We start from the raw sequence: 20,363 nt of genomic DNA, 5'->3' as shown, positions 1-20,363 counted from the left end.
GGGCAGGCGAGTTCCTTACATGCCAAAGCAGGATGATGCCTGGCCCTGGGAACAAAACCGACTAGCCTGAGCTCATCTTGCTCCTTTGCATTTTGTCCGGAGACACTGTTCGTGAAACGCCTCTTCAACCGCCTGCTGCCGAAATCCTGGCGCTCGACAGTCGTCACCATTCCGGTCATCCGGCTGCAAGGCGCCATCATGCCGGGTGGCGGCCAGTTCCGGCCGAGCCTGTCGCTCGCCTCGACGGCGGGCCTGATCGAAAAGGCGTTCGGCTTCGATGCGCCGGCGGTTGCCATCTCGATCAATTCGCCGGGCGGCTCCCCGGTGCAGTCGCGCCTGATCTTCAAGCGCATCCGCGACCTGGCGGTGGAAAAGAACAAGAAGGTGCTCGTCTTCGTCGAGGACGTGGCGGCCTCGGGCGGCTACATGATCGCGGTCGCCGGCGACGAGATCTTCGCCGATCCGTCTTCGATCGTCGGCTCGATCGGCGTGGTCTCCGCCTCCTTCGGCTTTCCGGAACTGATGAAGAAGATCGGCGTCGAGCGGCGCGTCCACACTGCCGGGCAGAACAAGGCCGTGCTCGATCCGTTCAAGCCCGAGAAGAAGGAAGACGTCGAGCGGCTGAAGGCGCTGCAGCTCGACGTGCACGAGACCTTCATCGACCTCGTCAAGGAGCGGCGCGGCAGCAAGCTGAAGGACGACCCGGACCTGTTCACCGGCCTGTTCTGGACCGCCAAGAGAGGCCTCGAGCTCGGCCTCGTCGATGCTCTGGGCGACATGCGCAGCGTCCTCAGGACCCGTTTCGGCGACAAGACGCAGCTCAAGCTGATCACCGCGCCGCGCGGTCTGTTCGGCCGTTTCGGCCTGTTCGGCTCACGCTTTTCGGCGCCCGATATCGCCGCGGCCGCGGCCAGCGGCGTCCTCGATGCGGCGGAAGAGCGCGCGCTGTGGGCGCGCTTCGGGCTTTGAAAAAGCCATGAATGCGGCTAGCATGGAAGTTGACCGACCCATTCGGCCGGCCTTGCCGCGCGAAGAGCGGGAGGAGTTTTTGAGATGCCGCAGATCATTTTCTTCGCCGTTGTCGGCGCCGCCGCTTACTTTGGCTACCGCGCTTTCGTGCGCGAGGCTGAGCGCGTGACGGCCAAGATCCGGCGCACCGAGAAACAGGCTGCGAACGGCACGATGGGCACGCTGGTCAAGGATCCGAAGACCGGCGAATATCGTCTCGCCAAGGACTGATCCCATCTCGCCAACAGCCGACACTCTGGAGCCCGGCATAGAGATCCGGACGTGGCTTGCGCCCGCCAAGATCAATCTGGCGCTGCATGTCACCGGACGGCGCGCCGACGGCTACCATCTCATCGACAGCCTTGCGGTTTTCACCCGCTTCGGCGACCGGCTGGAAATCGCGCCGGCGGCGCACGATGAATTCTCGGTATCGGGCCGCTATGCCGCGAGCCTGCCGCTCGACGAGGGCAACCTGGTGGTCAAGGCGCGCGACGCCTTGCGCCGGGAGGCCGGCGCCCGGCACACGCCGCCGGTTGCCATCAGGCTGGAGAAGAACCTGCCGATCGCCTCCGGCGTCGGCGGCGGCTCGAGCGACGCGGCGGCAGCGCTCAGCGGTCTGACGCGGCTCTGGAAGCTCGATGTCGACGACAAGGCGCTGGCGCGGGTCGGGCTCACGCTGGGCGCCGATCTGCCAATGTGCCTCGAGGCTAGGCCGCTGGTCGCGCGCGGCATTGGCGATGAAGTGTCGCCGCTCTCCGCGTTTCCGGCGCTCGGCCTGGTCCTGGTCAATCCGGGCGTCTCAGTCTCGACGCCGGAGGTGTTCGAGGCGCTGTCCAGGCGCGACAACGAGGCGCTGCCGCCGCTGCCGAAGCGCCTTGACTTCCATGCCGTCCGCAACTGGCTGGGGACGACGCGCAACGATCTCGAGGCTGCGGCCCGTTCGATCGAACCGGCGATCGGCGAGGCGCTCAAGGCGCTCAAGCGCGCCGACGCCGCGTTCGCGCGCATGTCCGGCTCCGGTGCCACATGTTTCGGCCTTTTCGAAACGGGCAACGTCGCCAAGCGCGCGGCAATCGAGATCCGCGCCCGCCATCCCGACTGGTTCGTCGCCGCGACGCGCAGCATGGAAGTGACCGATGCCCGGGATTGACGAGAGCCGGCCCTTCGTCCCGGTGCGCATCGCGGTGCTTACCGTGTCCGATACGCGCAGCCTCGCCGACGACAAATCCGGCCAGACGCTGGCCGACCGCATCACCGAAGCCGGCCATACCCTTGCCGCGCGCGATATCGTGACCGACGACCGCGAAAAGATCCGCGACAAGGTTCTCGGCTGGTCGAAGGACGAAAATATCGACGTGGTGATCACCACCGGAGGCACCGGCTTCACCGGCCGCGACGTGACGCCGGAGGCGCTGGAGCCGATCTTCGAAAAGCGCATGGACGGCTTTTCCGAAGTCTTCCACCGCATTTCCTACGACAAGATCGGCACCTCGACGATCCAGAGCCGGGCGACCGGCGGCGTCGTCAACGCCACCTTCGTCTTCGTGCTGCCGGGCTCGCCCGGCGCCTGCAAGGACGCCTGGGACGGCATCATCAAGGCGCAGCTCGACTACCGGCACCTGCCCTGCAACTTCGTCGAGATCATGCCGCGGCTGGACGAGCATCTCAGGCGCGGCGGCAAGGCCTCCTCGTAAACGAAGGCAACGCGCCCAGGCGGCAGCCCGTTTGCCAGGCAGAACGGCGCTTGTTGCCTTCGAGGCGCCATTCCAGGGCCGACGCCGGCGAAGTAGCTTGCGCGGACAAGCAAGGGAGCGAGCCATGCCGGTCCACAGCGGCGGATGCCATTGCGGCGCCATCCGCCTCCGTTTCGAAACCGAACTCGATCCCGCCCGGATCGAAATCCGCGCCTGCCAGTGCTCGTTCTGCGTTCGTCACGGTTCGCGTGCCGCCGCCGATCCGGGCGGACGCCTGACCATCCTGGTCGAAGACGGAGCAAAGCTTCAGGTCTATCGCTTCGGCCTGCGCACCGCCGATTATATCCTTTGCCGTGAATGCGGGGTCTATGTCGCCGCGATCTGCGGCGACGGCGAGCACGCAAGGGCGATCGTCATCGTCAACGCGCTGGACGAGCGCGAAAGGTTTTCCCGGGAAGCTGTTCCGGTACGCTACGATGCCGAGACGCGCGAGCAACGTCTGGCCAGACGTCGCGGCGCCTGGATGCCGGTTGAAATTCAGGGACGGTGAACCGGCCTGCCTGCTGCACGGACAACGGCCGGTCTGCCCGCATGGCGGTTCATCACTTCGGCGGCGCGACCCAGATCGCGGCATTCAGCCTTCTGGTGGCGAGGCCGCGCGCCAGCGCTTCCGCACTGCGCGCGCTTTTGGTGAGCGCGGCGGCCTGGCGCTTGCTGATGACAAGCCCCTCGGCCAGCGCGCGGTTGCCCGAGAACACGCGCGCCAGGAACGGCGAACGGTTACCCCTGGCGCGTGAGAAACGCGCCGGCATGGTCTGTCTTGCCGTGTGCGCGACGACTTCGTCGATCCAGCCTTCGGCGAGCCGGGCGCCGGGCTCCAGAAGCAGCAGCCAGTCGCCCTTGGCCTGGCCGACACCGGCGCCGATGCCGCCCGTCACATAGTGGCAGCCGGCATGCTCGGCCACCCGATGCGTCTGGTCGGTCGAGCCGGCGTCGCAGACGATGACGTCGCGCACGACGCCTTCGACCGCGCCGCCGACCAGCGAGGCCAGCGTGCGGGCAAGAGCCTCTTCGTCGTTGCGGGTTTCGATGAGGACGCTGAGCATTCCTAGCCGAATAGCGGAAAGCGCGGCGCCGCGCCAGTTGAGCGTCGCAAGCGAAAAAGTTCTTGCTTTGTTCTCGTCGACAAAATAGGAATAGTTTCATGAACAGAGCGATTCGACAGCCTGCCGACAGTCCCTGGGAGAGGGCGAAAATGGAACAGATCGTGCGTGCCGATATTGCCGCTTTCGGAGCAGGCAGAGCCGAAATGGCAAATGCGATGATCGAGCAGAGCGGCATGCGCGTGCGGCCCGACCGCAATCGCGGCCGCTCGGCCGGCATCAATCCGTCCGGCCGGTTCGAGCCGGTCAGCCGGCATGTCTTCGATGACGGCTGGAACTCGCTGGAGGAGCTGCCGCCGTTCAAGACCGAAGTGCAGGTGGAAAAGCCACGCACCATAATCACCCGTAACGAGTCGCCGGACATTTCCTTCGACCGCTCGATCAACCCCTACCGCGGCTGCGAGCATGGCTGCGTCTACTGCTTTGCCAGGCCGACGCATGCCTTTATGGGACTGTCGCCGGGGCTGGATTTCGAATCGAAGCTGTTCGCCAAGCCGGATGCGGCGCGCATGCTGGACAGGGAATTGTCGAAGCCGGGCTATCAGCCGCGCACGATCGCCATCGGCACCAACACCGATCCCTATCAGCCGATCGAGAAGCAGTACCGGATCATGCGCGAGATCCTGGAGGTGCTGGAGGCGCGCGGCCATCCGGTCGGCATCGTCACCAAGTCGGCGCTGGTGACGCGCGACATCGACATCCTGTCGCGCATGGCCGAGCGCGGCCTTGCCAAGGTGGCGCTGTCGGTGACGACGCTGGACCGCATGCTGGCCCGCACCATGGAGCCGCGCGCGTCGACGCCGACGAAACGGCTCGAAGCGATCCGGCAGTTGTCCGATGCCGGCATCCCGGCCTCGGTGATGGTGGCGCCGATCATCCCCGGGCTGACCGATCCGGAGATGGAACGCATCCTCGATTCGGCGCGTGCCGCCGGCGCGCGGGAGGCCGGATACGTCATCCTGCGCCTGCCCCTCGAGGTGGCGCCGATCTTCAAGGACTGGCTCTTGCGCCACTATCCGGATCGCTACCGGCATGTGATGTCGCTGATCCGGTCGATGCGCGACGGCAAGGATTACGATTCCGAATGGGGCAAGCGCATGAAGGGCGCCGGTCCCTATGCCTGGCAGATCGGCCGGCGCTTCGAGATTGCCGCCAAGCGGCTCGGCCTCAACGTCGAGCGGCGGCAGCTTCGCACCGACCAATTCGTCGCAGGCTCCGGTGCCGGCGACCAGTTGATGCTGCTCTGAGACTTGTGCCGGCCATGGCGGGCCGGCGCCAGGCAATTCCAGACAAAGCGATTTTCCGTCTGGAATTGCAGTCATTTCAAGGATCCCGTCCGGCCCCTGTCCCCGGCCGTGAGACGGTACCTTCCCGGTCCGACGCCCCATCCGACCCGGAAGGACTTGCGGAGAATCGGAGCCGATGCGAACCTTGCCGCACCATGGCTCGCGCGCGTTCCGATTCTCCGCTTCTCTTTGAAATGGTCGAGAAGCCCGACTTCTCGATCGAGACGAAGGCGATGGCCGACGGGCTGTGGCCAGTCGCGGGCATGGACGAGGCAGGCCGCGGTCCGCTTGCCGGGCCGGTGGTAGCCGCGGCCGTGGTGCTCGACCCCGCCAATATTCCGGACGGCCTCGACGATTCCAAACGTCTCACCCATTTGCAGCGCGAGGCGCTGTTTCTCAAGATTCTCGGCTCCGCGCTGAGCGTCTCGATGGCCTCGATCAGCGCCGAGGGCATCGACAACAGCAACATCCTGAAGGCCAGCCTCGAAGCAATGCGTCGCGCCGCCGCCGGCCTCTCGCTGCAGCCGAAGCTCGCCTTGGCCGATGGCCGCGACGTCCCGCCCGGCCTCGCCTGCGAAGGCCGGGCGCTCATCAAGGGCGACCAGCGCTCGCAGTCGATCGCCGCCGCCTCGATCGTCGCTAAGGTGATGCGCGACCGCATGATGTGCGGCTGCGGCGGACATCACGAGCGCTACGGTTTCGAGGTGCATATGGGCTATGCGACGGTCCGGCACCGTACCGCGATCGAGATGCATGGCCCCGTGGCAAGGCTGCACCGGGCATCGTTCGCGCCGTTCCGGTTGGGTGGGGCCGAGGTGGAAGAGGAAGAGATTCTCGTCGGACTCGAGTGAGGCGACGCTGGTGACGGCGGATCTCCCTCCTTGTGGGGGAGATTAGCAGCGTCGCCGCCCCGCCTCCCCCAAACAAAAAAGCCGCCGGGTTGCCCAGGCGGCCTTTGATCTCGAAACTTATGAACCCAGCTCAGTTCAGCTTGGCCTTCACGTCATTGAGCGCCGACTTGAACAGATCCGCGCCGGCCTTGGCGTCGACCTTGGCGGCAAGCAGCGCGCGGGCGGCCTCGACGGCGATGTCGACGGCGCTGGCGCGCACTTCGCTGACCGCTTCGCGCTCGGCCTGGCTGATCTTCTGCTCGGCAAGCGCGGTGCGGCGCGCGACATAGTCCTCTGTCTTCTTGGCTGCCTCGGAAGCAAGCAGCTCAGCCTCGCGCTTGGCCGCGGCGACGATGTCGGCAGCCTCCTTCTCGGCTTCCTTGCGCTTCTGCTGATACTGAGCGAGCAGTTGCTGGGCCTCTTCACGAAGCTTGCGCGCCTCCTCGAGCTCGCCGCTGATCTTGGCAGCACGGGCGTCGAGCGACTTGGTGAGCATGCGCGGCACCTTCAGATAGATGATGGCGCCGAGGAAGATGATCAGGGCGATGGTAGCCCAGAGTGTCGCGAGTGATGTGGCGTCCATGATCCCGCTCCTCACCGGCTCGCGGATTTGACCGCGGCCGCGATCTCAGACTTGTCGGTCTTGCCGCCGACAAGCGCCTCAACGATGGCCGAGGTGGTGTCCTCGGCGATTGTGCCGACTTCCTTCATCGCCTTGGCCTTGATCGAGGCGATGCTCGCCTCGGCCTCGCCAAGCTTCTTCTCAAGTTCGGCCTCGAGCTTCTTGCGCGTGCTCTCGGCGTCCGCCTTGGCTGCATCGTTCGCCTGCTGGCCGATCTTGTTGGCGTTAGCCTTGGCCTCCGCCAGTTCCTGCTCATAGGCAGCGACAGCTGCATCGGCCTCGCCCTTCAGCCTTGCGGCATGGTCGAGATCCTGGGTGATGCGATCGATGCGGACATCGATGATGGCGCCAAGACGCGGCATCACAACCCGCTTCAGAAACAGGTAGAAGAGCCCGAAGGTGATGACCAGCCACAGGATCTGCGACGGGAAGGTCTTGGCATCGAACGGCGGGAACGCTTCATGCTCCGCGGCAGGCATGGCAGTGCCGGCATGTGTATCGCCCTCGGCCGCGGCCGGCGCTGTTTCTTGCGCAAAGGCAGATGTCACGAACATCTCATTCCCCTGTCCATACGGCGGGGCCGCACCATGCGGCCCCTTTCGTCAGCGCTGGCTCTTACTTGAAGACCAGGAGCAGCGCGATCAGGAGCGAGAAGATGCCCAGAGCTTCGGTAACGGCGAAGCCGAAGATCAGGCGGCCGAACTGGCCATCTGCAGCCGACGGGTTGCGGAGCGCGCCCGAGAGGTAGCTGCCGAAGATGTTGCCGAGGCCGATGCCCGCGCCGCCCATGCCGAGGCAGGCGATGCCAGCGCCGATAGCAGCTGCTGCAGTTGCGTCCATTTCAAAACTCCTGTGGTTTGCGTGTTCGTTGCAGTTGGTACGTTGGGTATGCTGGCGCCGGGGCGCCGGTGAAAAGCGATCAGTGGCTCGGGTGCAGGGCGTCGTTCAGGTACATGCAGGTCAGCACCGCGAAGACGTAGGCCTGCAGGAAGGCGACCAGCAGCTCGAGCGCGGTCAGCGCGACCGCCATCGCAAGCGGCAGCACCGAACCGGCGACGCCCAAGGCGCCGAACGCGCTCAAGCTTACGACGAAGCCCGAGAACACTTTCAGCGTGATGTGGCCAGCCAGCATGTTGGCGAAAAGACGAACCGAGAGGCTGACCGGGCGCGAGACGAAGGAAATGACTTCGATCGCCACCACCAGCGGCAGAAGGAGGGCAGGAACGCCATGCGGCACGAACAGCTTGAGGAAACCGAAACCGTGCTTGGCGAAGCCATAGGCGACGACCGTGCCGATGACCAGGATCGCCAGAGTGAAGGTGACGATGATGTGGCTGGTGACGGTGAAGAAATAGGGGAACAGGCCGATCAGGTTGGCGACCAGCACGAACATGAACAGCGAGAACACCAACGGGAAGAACTGCATGCCCTGCTTGCCGGCGGCATCGCGCAGCATGTTGCCGACGAATTCATAGGCCATCTCGGACACTGACTGCAGCCGGCCCGGAATAAGCGCGCGGCCGGCCGTGCTCATGTAGAGGAAGGCGGACGCAAGGACGATCGTCACGACCATGAACAGAGAGGAGTTGGTGAAGGAGACGTCGTAGCCGCCGATGTGAATCGGGATGAGCGGATGGATCTGGAACTGGTGGATCGGATCGACCTTGTCAGCAGCCACTTTAAATCCCCGTCAAAGCCACGACCGGCTTCTTAAATTCAATTTAGCGCCTTGCGGCGGCTCATTCATTCTCTCGGCTCGCGCGGCTTGCCGCCCTGGCCGAATTCCGATGCCAGTCCCGCCGAACGCAGGACATTGAGTATACCCGCGCCAAAACCAAGCAACAGGCCGATGATCAGACCGAAAGGCGCTGTCCCCGCCAGGCGGTCGATGATCCAGCCCAAGCCGACACCGACCACCACCCCGGCGATGAACTCGCTGGACAGTTTCAGCGCCTGACCGTAACCGGTCGCAGCTTTCGCTTCGTCTTTCCCCTCGAGCCGTTCCGTGCGTCTCGTCGCAAGCGATGCTTCGAGATCGCGCCGGCGGCGCTCAAGTTCGTCGTCGCGGATGGTAGCTTCTGGCTGCCTGCCGCGGCCGGTTTCTCCGGTTCCGTCTGGCCCGTTCTTGTCGGCCATCGCAACCCCCCTGCCCGGGCAGACGATTGCCGTCCGTCCGCTTCTAAAGTCGCCGGCAACATAGTTAGAGGGTCCGCGCCCGTCAAGCCACGGGCCGAACTTCGAAGCGATGTATTTTTAGTAGTTAAATCAACGATTTATCGAGGTGCGACATCGTGCCCTTCACGCCCGCGTGAGGACTCGGCGCGAATCTGCGCGACAAGTCGCGCCGATCGACATGAACGGCGAGCTGTAAGGAGCATGGCCGGAACGGTCGTTCAAGCGGCCTGGCCCCGGTCGCCCAGACGACTCAGCTCCAGCCGCCGCCATAGGTGCGATAGAAGATATGCAAGCCGATCCTGGTCATTCGCTGCATGGCGCGCGCCCAGCCCGGATGGACATAGTTGGCGTAATAATGCGTCGAGGAACCAACCTCGGGAATGAAGATCTTGCCGGCGGTCACCGCCATGGCGACGTCCTGCGCGGTCTTGTAAGAGGCCGGGTCGGTGATGCTCTTCTTCCTGCCGTCGCAGGCGAAGGAGAACTGGCAGCGGTTGAACCAGTTGTCGTTCTGGTAGACGACGCCGCAGATCGTCTTCGGATAGGCCGGGTTGCGGACGCGGTTGAGGATGACCTGCGCCACCGCCGCCTGACCGCGAACCGGCTCGCTGCGGGCCTCGAAATAGATGCCCTTGGCGAGGCAGGCCTGCTCGGGCTTGGAAAAGACGCTCGCCGGCAGCGGGTTCTGCAGCCAGGCATGGTCGCCCTTGCCCATCGGCGGGATGAAGCGGCCATCGTTCGGATCGTCCTGCAGCAGCGCCTCGAAGGGCGAGGCCTTGGCGTAGTCCGGGGTGGCCTGGGCATAGGCCGTGGCAAGGATATCCGGCTTGTCGTTGTTGACTAGCGCGACAAGCGCTGCCGGCACATCGGGGTCCGGCTTCTTGTTCTCGCGCAGATGGAAGGCCTGGGCGATCTGGACTTCCTTGCCCTTGATGCCGGGCTTGGCGAAGGTGAGCTTCAGACCGCTGTCCATGCTCGGGCGAAGCAGCGAGGAGGCGCGCTCGAAAATGGAGCCGGCGCTGAAATTCTTTGGCGGCGCCACCGGCGAGACCTGAACGAGGCGTCCCTTCTTGTCGGCGCGCACGACGCGATCCTCGTCGGGCGTTGCGCCCGCGGCGCTGCCCTTGCCGCGGAAGGCGACGGTGCCCACGCCTGGCAAATTCACGCCGGAGCCGGAGATCGAGCCTGTGGTGGTGGAATCGAGGAAAGGCATTTCGGCGGCATGCACCGAGCCGGCGGCGGATTTCTCGATATAGGCGTTCCAGCGGGCGTTGGGCGACTCCAGGCCGGAAATCAGGCTTGTCATATCCTGAAAGGCGACGACCGACGGAAAGCCGATCCAAATGCCGAGCCCGAGCACCAAAGGAGGAAGGAAGGAACGTCTTTTCGCAACGGCGGCGGCGGCGGCAAGCCGCATTGAAACGCGTCGATGCACGGAACTCTCCAGAACGCTACTGACCCCGGAGAGCCAAAATGAAGCATTAACCTTGATGCGGGGTTAACGACATCGATCATGTTCTTTTCATGTTTGAGGGAAAGTCGGCTTGCCGTTTTCAAAGCAAGCCGGCGAAGAATCAGGCTGGGTAAGTCAGTCAGGCTGGGCGCAGGAAGATCGGCCAGGCGATCGCCGCGCAAACCGCGGCCGCCAGCCACACGCCCGGCCACGCGAAGAACACCAACAGCCACGGAATGGCGATCGGCACCAGGCAGAAGCCGATGAAGACGAAGCTGTTGGCAAGGCTGAGCGCGGTGCCGACATGCCCGGCGCCGGCAAGCGTGGCAAGCTCGGTATAGGCAACGCCGTGCCAGGCAGAGACGGATATGCCGGCGACGACGACCAGCAATGGCAGCAGCGGCATCAGCGCCGGGACCGCAGCGGCACCGATCACCAGCAGGCAAAGCACCAGGAAGGCCAGCGCGCTCGACGCGCTGCAGAATTTCAGGAACGGACGGCGGTTGCCGTAACGGTCGGTGAAGCGCCCGCTCCAGACACGCATCACCATGGCGCCGGTCTGCACGGCGGCAAGGCTGGCGCTGGTCACCCAGGTGCCCATGCCGGCAAAGTCATGCAGGAAGACCGAGGCGAAGGTCAGCACCGCGACCTGCGGAAAGCAGAGCAGGCCGATGGCGATCGAGATGCGCCATACCTCGATGTTGCGCAAGGGCGCCGGGCCGCTTGTCGTCTTGGCGGTGTCACCGCGACTTTCAGCCGGCGGCTCATGCAGCCAGCGCCAGGCAAAATAGGCCGAGAGGGCAGAGACGGCCGCAAGCAGGCCGAAGACCGCGGTAAAGCCCAAAGCCACCGCCAGCGAAGGCAGGACGAGCGCGCCAAGCCCGCCGCCGAGCGGCACCGCCGTCTGCCGGATGCTCATGGCGAAGCCGCGCTCGCCCTCGCCGAACCAGCCCATGATGGCGCGGCCGCTGGAGCCGTTGACGCTGCCGCCGAGCAGGCCGGCGACGAGCAGGCTTGCCGACAGCAGCGTGACGCCGGGAATGACTGTTTTCGTCGGCACGACGAGCATTGCCATGAGGAACAGCCATGCCGCCGTCGCGCCGAGTCCGGTCAACAGCACGCGACGGTCGCCCCAGCGGTCGGTAAGCACGCCCCAGGGCAGTTCGCTCAACGCCACGCCGAGACCGAGAAGCCCGAGCGCCAGACCGAGCGAGACGTTGTCGAGGTGATAGCCCTGGCGCATCACCACCGCGGTTGCGGGAATGCCGGAGAAAGTGGCGGAGAAGCCGGCATTGGCGGCGACGCCGATGCCCAGCACCTTCCAGCGATGGTTGGGTGCAAAGACGCGGCGAGAAGAATTGCCGACTCCCGCGGACGGCTGGCAGTCGCTGCGTGTGGCGATGGCAGACATGTTTCCATTCCCGTGACGGATGCTGACTCTTGACGAACGGGATGTAGCGCCATAGCTTCATCCATAAAATCAGGAAGTTTTTGACCAACAGTACTGAAAATCTGGACGATAACGATGCGCCGAGTCACATTCGACCTCGATGTTCTCCGAACCTTCGTCACCGGAATGGAGTTGGGCAGCTTCGCTAAGGCGGCCGAACGGCTAGGACGCTCGACTTCGGCGGTCAGCGCGCAGTTGAAGAAGCTGGAGGAGCAGGCGGCGACGCCGGTCTTCCGCAAGGCCGGACGCGGCCTGGCGCTGACCGAGACCGGCGAGACGATGCTGGGCTACGCGCGGCGGCTGATCGAGCTCAACGACGAAGCCGCCGCCGCGATCCGCGACGTCGAGCTGGAAGGCTGGGTGCGACTGGGCCTGCAGGAGGATTTCGGCGAGGCCGTGCTGCCCGACGTGCTCGGCCGCTTCGCCCGCGCGCATCCCAAGGTCCGTATCGAGGCGCGGATCGGACGCAGCCACGATCTCGCCGAGCGTGTCCTTTCCGGCAATCTCGACATCGCGCTCGCCTGGCATGACGGCATGACCTTGCCCTACAGCCGGCATATCGCCGACGTGCAGGCGCGCTGGATCGGCCCGGCCAAGCCGATCGAGGCAGGTCCGCGCAACGGCGAGGCGCTGCCGCTGGTGGTGTTCGAGGCGCCGTGCCTGCTTAGAACCGTGGCCACCGAAACGCTCGACCGTGCCGGCCTCGCCTGGCGCATGGCGTTCTCGAGCCCGAGCCTCGGCGGCATCTGGGCGGCGGTGGCGGCCGGGCTTGGCCTGACGATCCGTACCGATATCGGCCTACCCGCCAATGTGCGGGCGATCGCGCCCGAAACGCTCGGCTTGCCGGCGCTGCCCAAGATGGCGCTGCATCTGCACCAGAAGGACGCCGAGCTCGATCCGGTGGCGGCGCGGCTGGCGGAGATACTGCTGCAAGCGGCGCTGGAGACGCTGCCGGAGGGAGCGGTGACGAAAGAGAAGCTGGCGAAAGTGGCTTAGTTTCTCGGCCGACGCCCCGCGACTTTCGTCATTCTATGACGGAGCAAGGAGCGAAGCGACGCGCGCAGACCATAGAATCCATGCCGTTACCTCGAACGTCGGGCGCGGCGGAGCAGAATTCTGAACCGTCGCGGCGCTTCGAAGTCACGGAATGGATCCTCGGGTCTGCGCGCGTCGCTTCGCTCCTTGCTTCACCCGTGGATGACGAGGCATCAGCGTCGGCGCTTATCCGCAGAAGTCAGCGCTTTTTCGCCCTGCCCGCGAACGGATTGTCCGAGGTGCGCAGGGCCATGCGGATCGGCACGCCCGGCATGTCGAAGGCCTCGCGAAGGCTGTTCGACAAATAGCGGACATAGGATTGCGGCATAGCGTCCGGCCGTGAGCAGGAGACGACGAAGCCCGGCGGGCGGGTCTTGGCCTGGGTGATATATTTGATCTTCAGCCGGCGGCCGGCGACGGCGGGCGGCGGATGGTGCGCGAGGATGCCTTCCAGCCAGCGGTTGAGCTTACCGGTGGAGACCCGGCTGTTCCAGACCTTGTGCGTCTTGATGACAGCGTCCATCAGCTTGTCGAGGCCACGCCCGGTCTCGGCCGAGACGGTCACCGCCTGGATGCCGCGAACCTGCGGCAGCAGGCGTTCGGTCTTCTCGCGCAGCTCGGCCAGCAGTTCCTGCGGATTGTCGATCAGGTCCCATTTGTTGAAGGCAATCACCGGCGCCCTGCCCTCGCGGATGATGAGGTCGGCGATCTGCAGATCCTGCTTCTCGAACGGGATGGTGGCATCGAGCATGATGATGACGATCTCGGCGAAGCGGATGGCGCGCAAGCCGTCCTGAACCGAGAGCTTTTCGAGCTTTTCCTGCACCTTCGCCTTGCGCCGCATGCCGGCGGTGTCGAACAGCTTGATGCGACGGCCGCGCCAGTCCCAGTCGACCGAGATGGAATCGCGGGTGATGCCGGCTTCAGGGCCGGTGAGCAGGCGCTCCTCGCCGATCAGCGCGTTGATCAGCGTCGACTTGCCGGCGTTCGGGCGGCCAACGACGGCGATGCGCAGCGGCTTGGTGTCGTCATAGGATGCTTCAGCGTCCGGGTCGGCGATGTCCTCGCCGATCAGCACTTCGCTGGCGGCGATCTCGGCGCCGTCGTCTTCGTCGTCCTCGCCGAAGGCGCGTTCCTCGCCGAGCGCCGCGATCACCGCGTCGCGCAGGTCGGGCATGCCCTGGCCGTGTTCGGCCGAAACCGGGATCGGCTCGCCGAGGCCGAGCTCCCAGGCTTCCAGCATCCCCCCTTGAGCGCCGCGCGCTTCGGCCTTGTTGGCGACGAGCACCACCGGCTTGCCGGATTTGCGCACCACCTCGGCGAAGGTGCGGTCGTCCGGCATCAGGCCGGATTTGGCATCGACGGTGAAGAAAATGAGATCGGCCTCGCGGATGGCGATCTCGGTCTGCTGGCGCATGCGGCCGGGCAGCGTCGAAGCCGCCGCATCCTCGAAGCCGGCGGTGTCGATGACATCGAAATAGAGATCGTAGAGCTTGGCGGGGTGGACGCGACGGTCACGCGTGACGCCCGGCGTGTCGTCGACGAGCGCCAGCTTCCTTCCCACCAGCCGATTGAAAAGGGTCGATTTGCCGACGTTAGGACGGCCGATGATGGCGACTTTGAACGACATCCGAGGTCACGACGCGTTGCCCGACCCGCGGATCAGTTCGGCCATCAACTGCGCCCGCTGGCGCACATTGCGCGGGGCGCCGTCATCCGAAGCGATCTGGTCGAACAGTTTCAACGCATCCGCCGATTTGCCTTCCTTCCAGGCGGCAAGGCCGAGCGCCTCGCGCGCCGAGTGGCGCAGCGGATTGGTGTCGGCGGTGAGCGCCTCGACCCGGCTGGAGACGTCGGCGAAGGAGCCATGGTCGACGAGCAGCAGCGCTGCCCTGAGCCGCGCCATGTCGCGGATGCTGGCGGGAATGGCGTTATCGGCCGCGACGTCGTCGAAATCCTTGACCGCGCCGTCTACGTCGCCCTTGTCGGCCTTGACGGTCGCGGCGCGCATGCGGGCAAGCAGCGGATAGGCGCCGTAGCCGTCCTTTTCCAGCTGATCGAGCGCGGCGATCGCCTCGTCGTTCTTGCCGTCATTGGCGAGCTTGAGGGCGGCCGAGAAAGCGTCGCCCGAGCGGTTGGCGCGGGTCTCGTCCCAATAGCGGTAGCCAACGACGGCGGCGGTGCCCAGCACGACCAGGATCGCCAAACCGAGCAGCGCGGGGCCGAAACGGTCCCACAGCTTCTGCGCCTGCTCGCGGCGCATCTCTTCGTTGACTTCGCGGATAAAACTGTCGTCTGACATCAATCAAAACCATTGCGGCCCCGGTTGGGGCGCTTCTTGAGCCCGCGTTTTAGCGAAATTTCGTCGGCATGGAAGGGGGCCGGCCGGAAAATCGGTGCAGAGCCCCCGGGTACTCCGCGCGGCTTGCCGGAACGCACCGGTGCCACATTTGGGCGATAGCCGGCTTTGCATCGGCCGGAAAGGTCCCGCGATAGGTTGCCAATGCTTCGTTCGTACCGCGTCCTTGCGTTCAGTCTCGCCTCGCTTGCCTCAGCCAGCGCGGCCTTCGCCGATCCGCCGAAATCGTCAAGCGTTCCGCCCGCCAGACCCAGGCAGGTCGTGTTGATCTCGTTCGATGCCGCCCGCGAGATCTCGCAGTGGGAACGCAGCCGGGCGCTTGCAAGGCGCGCGGGCGCGCATTTCACCTATTTCGTGTCCTGCGTCTTCCTGCTCTCGCCCGAGACGCGGCAGGACTATGCCGGCCCCGGCAAGGCCGCCGGCAAATCCAATGTCGGCTTCGGCGCGTCGAAACAAGACGTCGCCGAGCGGCTGGAACAGATCAGGCTTGCGGCTGCCGAGGGCCACGACATCGGCAGCCATGCCTGCGGCCATTTCGACGGCAAGGATTGGAGCAAGGCCGACTGGCTGGCCGAATTCAGCTCCGTCCGGCGCATTTTCGAGAATGCCTATGCGATCAACGGAATCCCGGAGCCGGCCGACTGGCACGATTTGGCGCATCATGCTCTGGTCGGGTTTCGCGCGCCCTATCTTTCGACCGACAAGGCGCTTTACGAAGCGCTGCCCGAGTCCGGCTTCCTCTATGACGCCAGCGGCGTCTCGAACGGCCCCGCCCTGCCACCAACCAGGAACGGCGTAACCCGCTTCGCCCTACCGCTCATCCCGGAGGGACCGAAAGCGAAGCCGGTGGTCGCCATGGACTACAATCTCTATGTCCGCCACTCGAGCGGCACCGAGCAGCCGGCCATGGCGGACGCATTCACCGAGCGCGCCTACCAGGCGTTCCGCGCCGCTTTCGAGTCCCAGTACAACGGCAAGCGCCTGCCGCTGGAGATCGGCTTCCACTTCACGCTGATGAACGACGGCGCCTACTGGAACGCGCTGGAACGCTTCGCCGGGGAAGTCTGCGTAAAAGCCGACGTCGAGTGCATCAGTTTTCGCGACTATGTCGAGCGGCAACGCGCCGGCGAGAGGCAGGCGACGGTGGGCGGCTGACTGGACGTAGCCGCCCCCTAGAGCTTTTCACCGTTTCACGGAAACGGCGGAAAGCTCTATCTCTTTGTTTCGACGCAATTCCTGACGGAAAACCGTGTCACACTTTTCCTGGAATTGCTTCTAACTTGCCGGCTGATCTTCGGGACGCATGCCAGCTTGCTCGCGTTCCAGATAATGCTGATCGATAACCGGCAGTTGCTCGCCCTGCAGCGTCGCCTCGAAGGCACGCAAACGTTTGTGCACCGACTGCAGTTCGACAATCGTCGACCAGGAATTCAACAGGAATTGCAGCGAATTCGTCACCTTGCCGAACGCGTTCGATATCTGGTTCAGGGCGCCGAACGTGATCTTATGCGCAACCAACGAGGGCCCCAGGATGAGCAGTGAGAAGATGTTGTCGGCCTGCAGGTAGGTGTAACGAACAACGTTGAAATAGATATAGTGAAAATATAGCTTGAAATAATTGCGGCGGACATTGGCGAACAATTGTGTCGTCGTCGCCGGCTGAGCCCGGTCGGCATGATCTTCGCCGTAGACGAGTTCCTTGCGATAGGCTGCCTCGACACGCTGGTTGCGAAATTGCAGGCCCGGCAGCTTGAGACCCGCCGCCATGACGGAGATCGTCCCGAACAAACACCAACCCAATGCGGCAACGACCAAGGGCTGCGGGACCGCGCCGACGATCGGCAGCTCGGTAATATGGGCCTGCAATTGAATCAGAACCGGCAGAAAGGCGATGAGGGTCATGATCGACTGAACGAAGGTCGAGCCAAGGTCCTCCATGATCTGCGAAAAGCGCATCGTGTCTTCCTGGATGCGCTGCGAGGCGCCCTCGATGTGGCGCAGCCGGCCCCAGTTCGCCATGAAGTAATCGTTCATCGCGGTGCGCCAGCGGAAGATCCAGTGGCTGACGATGAAGGCATTCACCACCTGCACGTTCATGCCGACCAACGCCAGCCAGGAAAAATCGGCTAATCCTATGTAAAATTCCGAGTCAGTCGATTTCGTCGTGCCCGACATCAGGCCCTGCACGTAGTCGAAGAACGGACCATACCAATTGTTGACGGCGACGGAGACCTGCACGTTGAAATAGATGAAGAACAGGATGACGGCGGTCATCAGGATCGACCAGTTCTGCCACGGGTGCGGCGCATACCAGCTCCAGAACGCATAGAAGACCGCCACACAGGCCGCGAAGTAGATGTAGAACCACAGGAAAGGCTTCGACCACAGCACCGCGATGCCGATGATGGGCGGAGTACCGGCCGCTACCGGAGGCAGGCCGAAGACGGCGCCCAGTTGCTCACCACCGAAGAACCAGAACAGGATTGCCGCAAGGCTCCAGACGGCGGCCGAGGTGAAAAAGAGCTTCGGCTGCGGGAAGAAAGATACGAACACTGTGGCGGATTTCCTTGGTCTGACCGCAAATCAGCGGCGTTGCTGTTTTGGCGGGCATAAGGTCACACATTAGTGGGAAAGAAAATGCCCTGCCCGATGTCCGGCATCGAACAAGGCCGAAAATCATGGCGATTTTGGCGCAGCCGACCAGGCAATGACGCCGGAGGCCAGCAGCGCGGCCGCAGCCATGATCGAGGCAAGCACGTAATTGCCCGAGGCCTGGGCAAGCAGGCCGGCGGCGATCGGGCCGACGATCTGGCCGAGGCCGAAGGCTGCCGTCATCCCGGCGAAGATGCGGCGCGGCGCCTGCGGCGCGAGCTGTCTGCCCATCTGTATGCCCAATGCCGTGATGGCGATGAAGGTGCCGCCGAGCAGCAGGCCGGCAACCAGCGGCCCGGCAGCGCCTTTGACGACAACGCTGGCGGTGACGCCGACCACCTCGATCAGGCAGGTCACGGCGTAAGCGGCATGGAGCCCGATCCGGCCGGCGAGCTTCTGCCAGAACCAGGTCGAGGGAAGGCCGGCAAGGCCGGCGACCATCCAGACGGTGGCCTCGAAGACGCGCCCGCCGCCGCCCTGGCGAACGATGGCGACCAGGAAAGTGGCGGTCACCACATAGCCGAAGCCGAACAGTCCGTAGGCGAAGATCACCTTCATCAACGACCCGTCCTTCGGCAACTCCGGCTCAGGTCCGCCGACGCCATTTACCGGGGTAGCTGATCCCGCGAGCAGCGCGACGGCGAGCAGGCCGACCGCCGAAAGCGCGCCGGACCAGAGCCAGCCTGCGGCCCAACCTGCGTGTTCGGCAACGAGAACGGCCAGCAGCGCTGAGGACGCGGCTATGCCAAGGCCGACGCCGCCGAAGTGCAACGCCTGCAAATCACCGCGGCCAGCCACTGCCAGATGACTGAAGACGATCGACGACATGAATACCATGACGAAGGCGCTGGCGAGACCGGCGAGGAAGCGGATGACGAGGAAGGCGGCCATCGTCTCGTTGAGCCCCATGAGGCCTGCCAGCACGGCGCTGGCGGCGAGGCCGGCGAACATCAGCATGCGCTCGCGGCCATGCGCCCAGCCGCCGGCGGCAGCGAGCGCGCCGATGAGGTAGCCGAGATAGTTGGCGGAGGCGATCCAGCCGGCATCGGCAGGGCTCAGGTGCAGCTCTTCCATCATGCCGGGCAGGATCGGCGTATAGACGAAACGGCCGATGCCCATGGCGACGGCGAGCGCGACCATGCCGGCAACAGCGAGGCGCAAGGGAGATGGCGAGGCGTTCATTGCGGCGCACAATAAATTCGCGCGTGGGCGAAACAATGTGCTTGCGTTGGGCCAGTGCGGCCGCAACTGCGTAGAGTGACCTCAGAGACAGGTCGAGCCAACAGTCTCGTAGGCGGTGCGGCCGGCGGTCAGCCGGAACGGCATGTCTGCAAGCTCGCGCTCCGACATGGTGTCGAGCACAGGATGCGACAGCGGATCGGCGACCCAGCGGGCGATCTCGACGTCGTCGCGCAGCCTCGCCTCGGCGCTGGAAAGCCCATTCAGCAAAGATAAAATCTTCATTGGGACCACCTCCTGGCTCAAGGCTATCGCGATAAATTCCGCCTTTTCCGGTCGAGTTTCAATTGAGATTTGGGGCCGCGTACTTTAGAAAAACTGAATGGCTATACTGAACCGCGTCCATTTGAACGGCCTGCGCGCCGTGGAAACAGTTGCCCGGCTGGGATCTCTTGCCGCGGCGGCGGCCGAGCTCAACGTCTCGGTCAGCGCCGTCAGCCAGCAAGTCAAGCGCACGGAAAAGCAATTGGGACAGGCGCTGTTCGAACGCACGCCGGGCGGGCTCGTGCCGACGGAATTCGGCGCTGCGTTCACGACGCGGTTGAGCATCGGCTTCCGTGAGCTCGCGCAAGCGGTGGCGCTGGCCGACGAGGCCAACGAGTGCACGCTGGTCGTCTCGGTGGCGCCGGCCTTCGCCTCGAAATGGCTGCTGCCGAGGCTGTCGCGGCATTTCGCCCGCCACCCGAACGTGCTGCTGCGCATCGATGCCTCGGCCAGGATCGCCGATCTCGACCGCTCCGACATCGATATCGCCATTCGCCTCGGCGACGGCAAATGGCCGGGCGGGCGCGCCGAGCTTCTGCTTGCCCAGGAAGTATTTCCGGTCTGCGCACCCTCGATCGCGGCCAGGCTGAAGTCGATCGGCGATCTGGCGCAGACCTGCGCCATCACTGACGAACGGGCGATGTTCAGCTGGGACGGCTGGTTCGAGGCGGCCGGCGTCGAGCCGGTCACCTTCCAGAAGGGCGCGCGTTTCACCGACCCGATGCTTTGCCTGGAATCGGCGATCGCCGGCCATGGCGTGATGCTGGCCTGGCAGTTGCTCACCGCCGACGCGCTCGCCGACGGCCGGCTGGTCGCGCCCTTCGGCGTGCGGGCGCAGAGCGGGCTGGGTTATTGGCTGGTGACCTCGGCCAGCAAGAGCGAAAGCCGCAAGGTGCGCGACTTCAAGGCCTGGATCCGCGAGGAGATCGAGGCGACCATGGCGCAGTTCAGGGCATTGGACAGCGCCGCCTAAGCCTGCTTGGGCATGATCTCTGGCGGACCGCCGTGCCCCTTTCGACAACGCGGTTCTGCGGTTCGGGATCATGCTCCCGAGACCAGACCATGTCGATCGC

23 protein-coding genes are annotated in these 20,363 nt (G+C 64.7%); 10 read left to right on the top strand and 13 right to left on the bottom strand.

Features of this window, described 5'->3' with window-relative positions:
- The first annotated feature begins 111 nt into the window (after positions 1 to 111).
- From F3H96_RS17320 to F3H96_RS17300, 5 genes are all read left to right on the top strand, one after another.
- Positions 112 to 969: a S49 family peptidase gene (locus tag F3H96_RS17320; RefSeq protein ID WP_149802945.1), complete on the top strand. Its 858-nt coding sequence runs from the start codon at positions 112 to 114 to the stop codon at positions 967 to 969.
- Positions 970 to 1,053: 84 nt separating this feature from the next.
- Positions 1,054 to 1,239, top strand: a complete 186-nt coding sequence (locus F3H96_RS17315) for a membrane protein (protein ID WP_027164591.1) — start codon at positions 1,054 to 1,056, stop codon at positions 1,237 to 1,239.
- Between the two features lie 25 nt (positions 1,240 to 1,264).
- Complete coding sequence (locus tag F3H96_RS17310; protein WP_149802944.1) at positions 1,265 to 2,158, top strand: 4-(cytidine 5'-diphospho)-2-C-methyl-D-erythritol kinase; 894 nt, start codon at positions 1,265 to 1,267, stop codon at positions 2,156 to 2,158.
- A complete protein-coding gene (gene moaB / locus F3H96_RS17305) occupies positions 2,145 to 2,702 on the top strand; it encodes a molybdenum cofactor biosynthesis protein B (RefSeq protein WP_149802943.1) in 558 nt (185 codons plus the stop codon). The genes F3H96_RS17310 and moaB overlap by 14 nt, the downstream gene beginning before the upstream one ends.
- Before the next feature lie 124 nt (positions 2,703 to 2,826).
- Positions 2,827 to 3,252: an aldehyde-activating protein gene (locus F3H96_RS17300; protein WP_149802942.1), complete on the top strand. Its 426-nt coding sequence runs from the start codon at positions 2,827 to 2,829 to the stop codon at positions 3,250 to 3,252.
- A gap of 52 nt (positions 3,253 to 3,304) precedes the next feature.
- On the opposite strand, the gene F3H96_RS17295 is transcribed toward F3H96_RS17300, so the two are convergent.
- Positions 3,305 to 3,808, bottom strand: coding sequence for a glycosyltransferase (locus F3H96_RS17295; RefSeq protein ID WP_149802941.1), 504 nt, complete (start codon positions 3,806 to 3,808; stop codon positions 3,305 to 3,307).
- Between the two features lie 149 nt (positions 3,809 to 3,957).
- Between F3H96_RS17295 and F3H96_RS17290 the strand changes: the two genes are divergently transcribed.
- On the top strand, positions 3,958 to 5,112 hold the full coding sequence (locus F3H96_RS17290) for a PA0069 family radical SAM protein (protein WP_149802940.1): 1,155 nt from the start codon (positions 3,958 to 3,960) through the stop codon (positions 5,110 to 5,112).
- A gap of 194 nt (positions 5,113 to 5,306) precedes the next feature.
- Positions 5,307 to 6,002 (top strand): ribonuclease HII, encoded by a 696-nt coding sequence (locus F3H96_RS17285; protein WP_149802939.1) that lies wholly within the window; start codon positions 5,307 to 5,309, stop codon positions 6,000 to 6,002.
- Positions 6,003 to 6,132: 130 nt separating this feature from the next.
- Here F3H96_RS17285 and F3H96_RS17280 read toward each other — a convergent pair whose 3' ends face one another.
- From F3H96_RS17280 to F3H96_RS17250, 7 genes are all read right to left on the bottom strand, one after another.
- A complete protein-coding gene (locus F3H96_RS17280) occupies positions 6,133 to 6,624 on the bottom strand; it encodes a F0F1 ATP synthase subunit B (protein ID WP_149802938.1) in 492 nt (163 codons plus the stop codon).
- Between the two features lie 11 nt (positions 6,625 to 6,635).
- Complete coding sequence (locus F3H96_RS17275) at positions 6,636 to 7,217, bottom strand: F0F1 ATP synthase subunit B (protein ID WP_149802937.1); 582 nt, start codon at positions 7,215 to 7,217, stop codon at positions 6,636 to 6,638.
- 61 nt (positions 7,218 to 7,278) lie between these two features.
- Positions 7,279 to 7,503, bottom strand: a complete 225-nt coding sequence (locus F3H96_RS17270) for a F0F1 ATP synthase subunit C (protein WP_149802936.1) — start codon at positions 7,501 to 7,503, stop codon at positions 7,279 to 7,281.
- A 79-nt stretch (positions 7,504 to 7,582) separates the two neighbouring features.
- Positions 7,583 to 8,341 carry a F0F1 ATP synthase subunit A gene (locus F3H96_RS17265; protein ID WP_149802935.1) on the bottom strand — a complete coding sequence of 253 codons (759 nt, stop codon included), beginning with the start codon at positions 8,339 to 8,341 and terminating at the stop codon, positions 7,583 to 7,585.
- Between the two features lie 65 nt (positions 8,342 to 8,406).
- On the bottom strand, positions 8,407 to 8,799 hold the full coding sequence (locus F3H96_RS17260) for an AtpZ/AtpI family protein (RefSeq protein ID WP_149802934.1): 393 nt from the start codon (positions 8,797 to 8,799) through the stop codon (positions 8,407 to 8,409).
- Between the two features lie 289 nt (positions 8,800 to 9,088).
- On the bottom strand, positions 9,089 to 10,273 hold the full coding sequence (locus tag F3H96_RS17255) for a cell wall hydrolase (RefSeq protein ID WP_149802933.1): 1,185 nt from the start codon (positions 10,271 to 10,273) through the stop codon (positions 9,089 to 9,091).
- A gap of 157 nt (positions 10,274 to 10,430) precedes the next feature.
- Positions 10,431 to 11,702 (bottom strand): MFS transporter, encoded by a 1,272-nt coding sequence (locus tag F3H96_RS17250; RefSeq protein WP_149802932.1) that lies wholly within the window; start codon positions 11,700 to 11,702, stop codon positions 10,431 to 10,433.
- 114 nt (positions 11,703 to 11,816) lie between these two features.
- Between F3H96_RS17250 and F3H96_RS17245 the strand changes: the two genes are divergently transcribed.
- Complete coding sequence (locus tag F3H96_RS17245; RefSeq protein ID WP_149802931.1) at positions 11,817 to 12,737, top strand: LysR substrate-binding domain-containing protein; 921 nt, start codon at positions 11,817 to 11,819, stop codon at positions 12,735 to 12,737.
- Positions 12,738 to 12,975: 238 nt separating this feature from the next.
- On the opposite strand, the gene der is transcribed toward F3H96_RS17245, so the two are convergent.
- Both der and F3H96_RS17235 read right to left on the bottom strand, forming a co-directional pair.
- Positions 12,976 to 14,406, bottom strand: a complete 1,431-nt coding sequence (gene der, locus F3H96_RS17240) for a ribosome biogenesis GTPase Der (protein WP_149802930.1) — start codon at positions 14,404 to 14,406, stop codon at positions 12,976 to 12,978.
- Positions 14,407 to 14,412: 6 nt separating this feature from the next.
- Positions 14,413 to 15,078, bottom strand: coding sequence for a tetratricopeptide repeat protein (locus tag F3H96_RS17235; protein ID WP_149802929.1), 666 nt, complete (start codon positions 15,076 to 15,078; stop codon positions 14,413 to 14,415).
- Between the two features lie 201 nt (positions 15,079 to 15,279).
- On the opposite strand from F3H96_RS17235, the gene F3H96_RS17230 reads away from it, so the two are divergent.
- Entirely contained in the window at positions 15,280 to 16,290 is a 1,011-nt protein-coding gene (locus F3H96_RS17230; RefSeq protein WP_149802928.1) for a polysaccharide deacetylase family protein, read from the top strand.
- 120 nt (positions 16,291 to 16,410) lie between these two features.
- Here the strand turns inward: F3H96_RS17230 and sbmA are convergent, their stop codons facing one another.
- The 3 genes from sbmA to F3H96_RS17215 all read right to left on the bottom strand — a co-directional run bounded on the left by sbmA (position 16,411) and on the right by F3H96_RS17215 (position 19,251).
- Positions 16,411 to 17,688, bottom strand: coding sequence for a peptide antibiotic transporter SbmA (gene sbmA, locus F3H96_RS17225; RefSeq protein WP_149802927.1), 1,278 nt, complete (start codon positions 17,686 to 17,688; stop codon positions 16,411 to 16,413).
- Between the two features lie 123 nt (positions 17,689 to 17,811).
- Complete coding sequence (locus tag F3H96_RS17220; RefSeq protein ID WP_244620052.1) at positions 17,812 to 18,969, bottom strand: YbfB/YjiJ family MFS transporter; 1,158 nt, start codon at positions 18,967 to 18,969, stop codon at positions 17,812 to 17,814.
- Positions 18,970 to 19,050: 81 nt separating this feature from the next.
- On the bottom strand, positions 19,051 to 19,251 hold the full coding sequence (locus F3H96_RS17215; RefSeq protein ID WP_149802926.1) for a hypothetical protein: 201 nt from the start codon (positions 19,249 to 19,251) through the stop codon (positions 19,051 to 19,053).
- A 97-nt stretch (positions 19,252 to 19,348) separates the two neighbouring features.
- On the opposite strand from F3H96_RS17215, the gene F3H96_RS17210 reads away from it, so the two are divergent.
- A complete protein-coding gene (locus tag F3H96_RS17210; RefSeq protein ID WP_149802925.1) occupies positions 19,349 to 20,263 on the top strand; it encodes a LysR substrate-binding domain-containing protein in 915 nt (304 codons plus the stop codon).
- Positions 20,264 to 20,363 lie beyond the last annotated feature (100 nt).

It is taken from the genome of Mesorhizobium sp. NFR06 (genome assembly GCF_900115245.1).
In the GTDB taxonomy this organism is placed as follows: Bacteria; Pseudomonadota; Alphaproteobacteria; order Rhizobiales; family Rhizobiaceae; genus Mesorhizobium.
This window is presented reverse-complemented; position numbering and strand designations above follow the sequence as displayed.

What these genes read in the sequence shown, in the direction of transcription:
- F3H96_RS17220 (WP_244620052.1), bottom strand. Translation starts at nt 18,969, where the DNA reads ATGAACGCCTCGCCATCTCCCTTGCGCCTCGCTGTTGCCGGCATGGTC.
- F3H96_RS17245 (WP_149802931.1), top strand. Translation starts at nt 11,817, where the DNA reads ATGCGCCGAGTCACATTCGACCTCGATGTTCTCCGAACCTTCGTCACC.
- F3H96_RS17210 (WP_149802925.1), top strand. Translation starts at nt 19,349, where the DNA reads ATGGCTATACTGAACCGCGTCCATTTGAACGGCCTGCGCGCCGTGGAA.
- F3H96_RS17295 (WP_149802941.1), bottom strand. Translation starts at nt 3,808, where the DNA reads ATGCTCAGCGTCCTCATCGAAACCCGCAACGACGAAGAGGCTCTTGCC.
- F3H96_RS17280 (WP_149802938.1), bottom strand. Translation starts at nt 6,624, where the DNA reads ATGGACGCCACATCACTCGCGACACTCTGGGCTACCATCGCCCTGATC.
- der (WP_149802930.1), bottom strand. Translation starts at nt 14,406, where the DNA reads ATGTCGTTCAAAGTCGCCATCATCGGCCGTCCTAACGTCGGCAAATCG.
- F3H96_RS17260 (WP_149802934.1), bottom strand. Translation starts at nt 8,799, where the DNA reads ATGGCCGACAAGAACGGGCCAGACGGAACCGGAGAAACCGGCCGCGGC.
- F3H96_RS17275 (WP_149802937.1), bottom strand. Translation starts at nt 7,217, where the DNA reads ATGTTCGTGACATCTGCCTTTGCGCAAGAAACAGCGCCGGCCGCGGCC.
- F3H96_RS17250 (WP_149802932.1), bottom strand. Translation starts at nt 11,702, where the DNA reads ATGTCTGCCATCGCCACACGCAGCGACTGCCAGCCGTCCGCGGGAGTC.
- F3H96_RS17285 (WP_149802939.1), top strand. Translation starts at nt 5,307, where the DNA reads ATGGCTCGCGCGCGTTCCGATTCTCCGCTTCTCTTTGAAATGGTCGAG.
- F3H96_RS17300 (WP_149802942.1), top strand. Translation starts at nt 2,827, where the DNA reads ATGCCGGTCCACAGCGGCGGATGCCATTGCGGCGCCATCCGCCTCCGT.
- F3H96_RS17230 (WP_149802928.1), top strand. Translation starts at nt 15,280, where the DNA reads ATGCTTCGTTCGTACCGCGTCCTTGCGTTCAGTCTCGCCTCGCTTGCC.
- F3H96_RS17215 (WP_149802926.1), bottom strand. Translation starts at nt 19,251, where the DNA reads ATGAAGATTTTATCTTTGCTGAATGGGCTTTCCAGCGCCGAGGCGAGG.
- moaB (WP_149802943.1), top strand. Translation starts at nt 2,145, where the DNA reads ATGCCCGGGATTGACGAGAGCCGGCCCTTCGTCCCGGTGCGCATCGCG.
- F3H96_RS17235 (WP_149802929.1), bottom strand. Translation starts at nt 15,078, where the DNA reads ATGTCAGACGACAGTTTTATCCGCGAAGTCAACGAAGAGATGCGCCGC.
- F3H96_RS17270 (WP_149802936.1), bottom strand. Translation starts at nt 7,503, where the DNA reads ATGGACGCAACTGCAGCAGCTGCTATCGGCGCTGGCATCGCCTGCCTC.
- F3H96_RS17315 (WP_027164591.1), top strand. Translation starts at nt 1,054, where the DNA reads ATGCCGCAGATCATTTTCTTCGCCGTTGTCGGCGCCGCCGCTTACTTT.
- F3H96_RS17290 (WP_149802940.1), top strand. Translation starts at nt 3,958, where the DNA reads ATGGAACAGATCGTGCGTGCCGATATTGCCGCTTTCGGAGCAGGCAGA.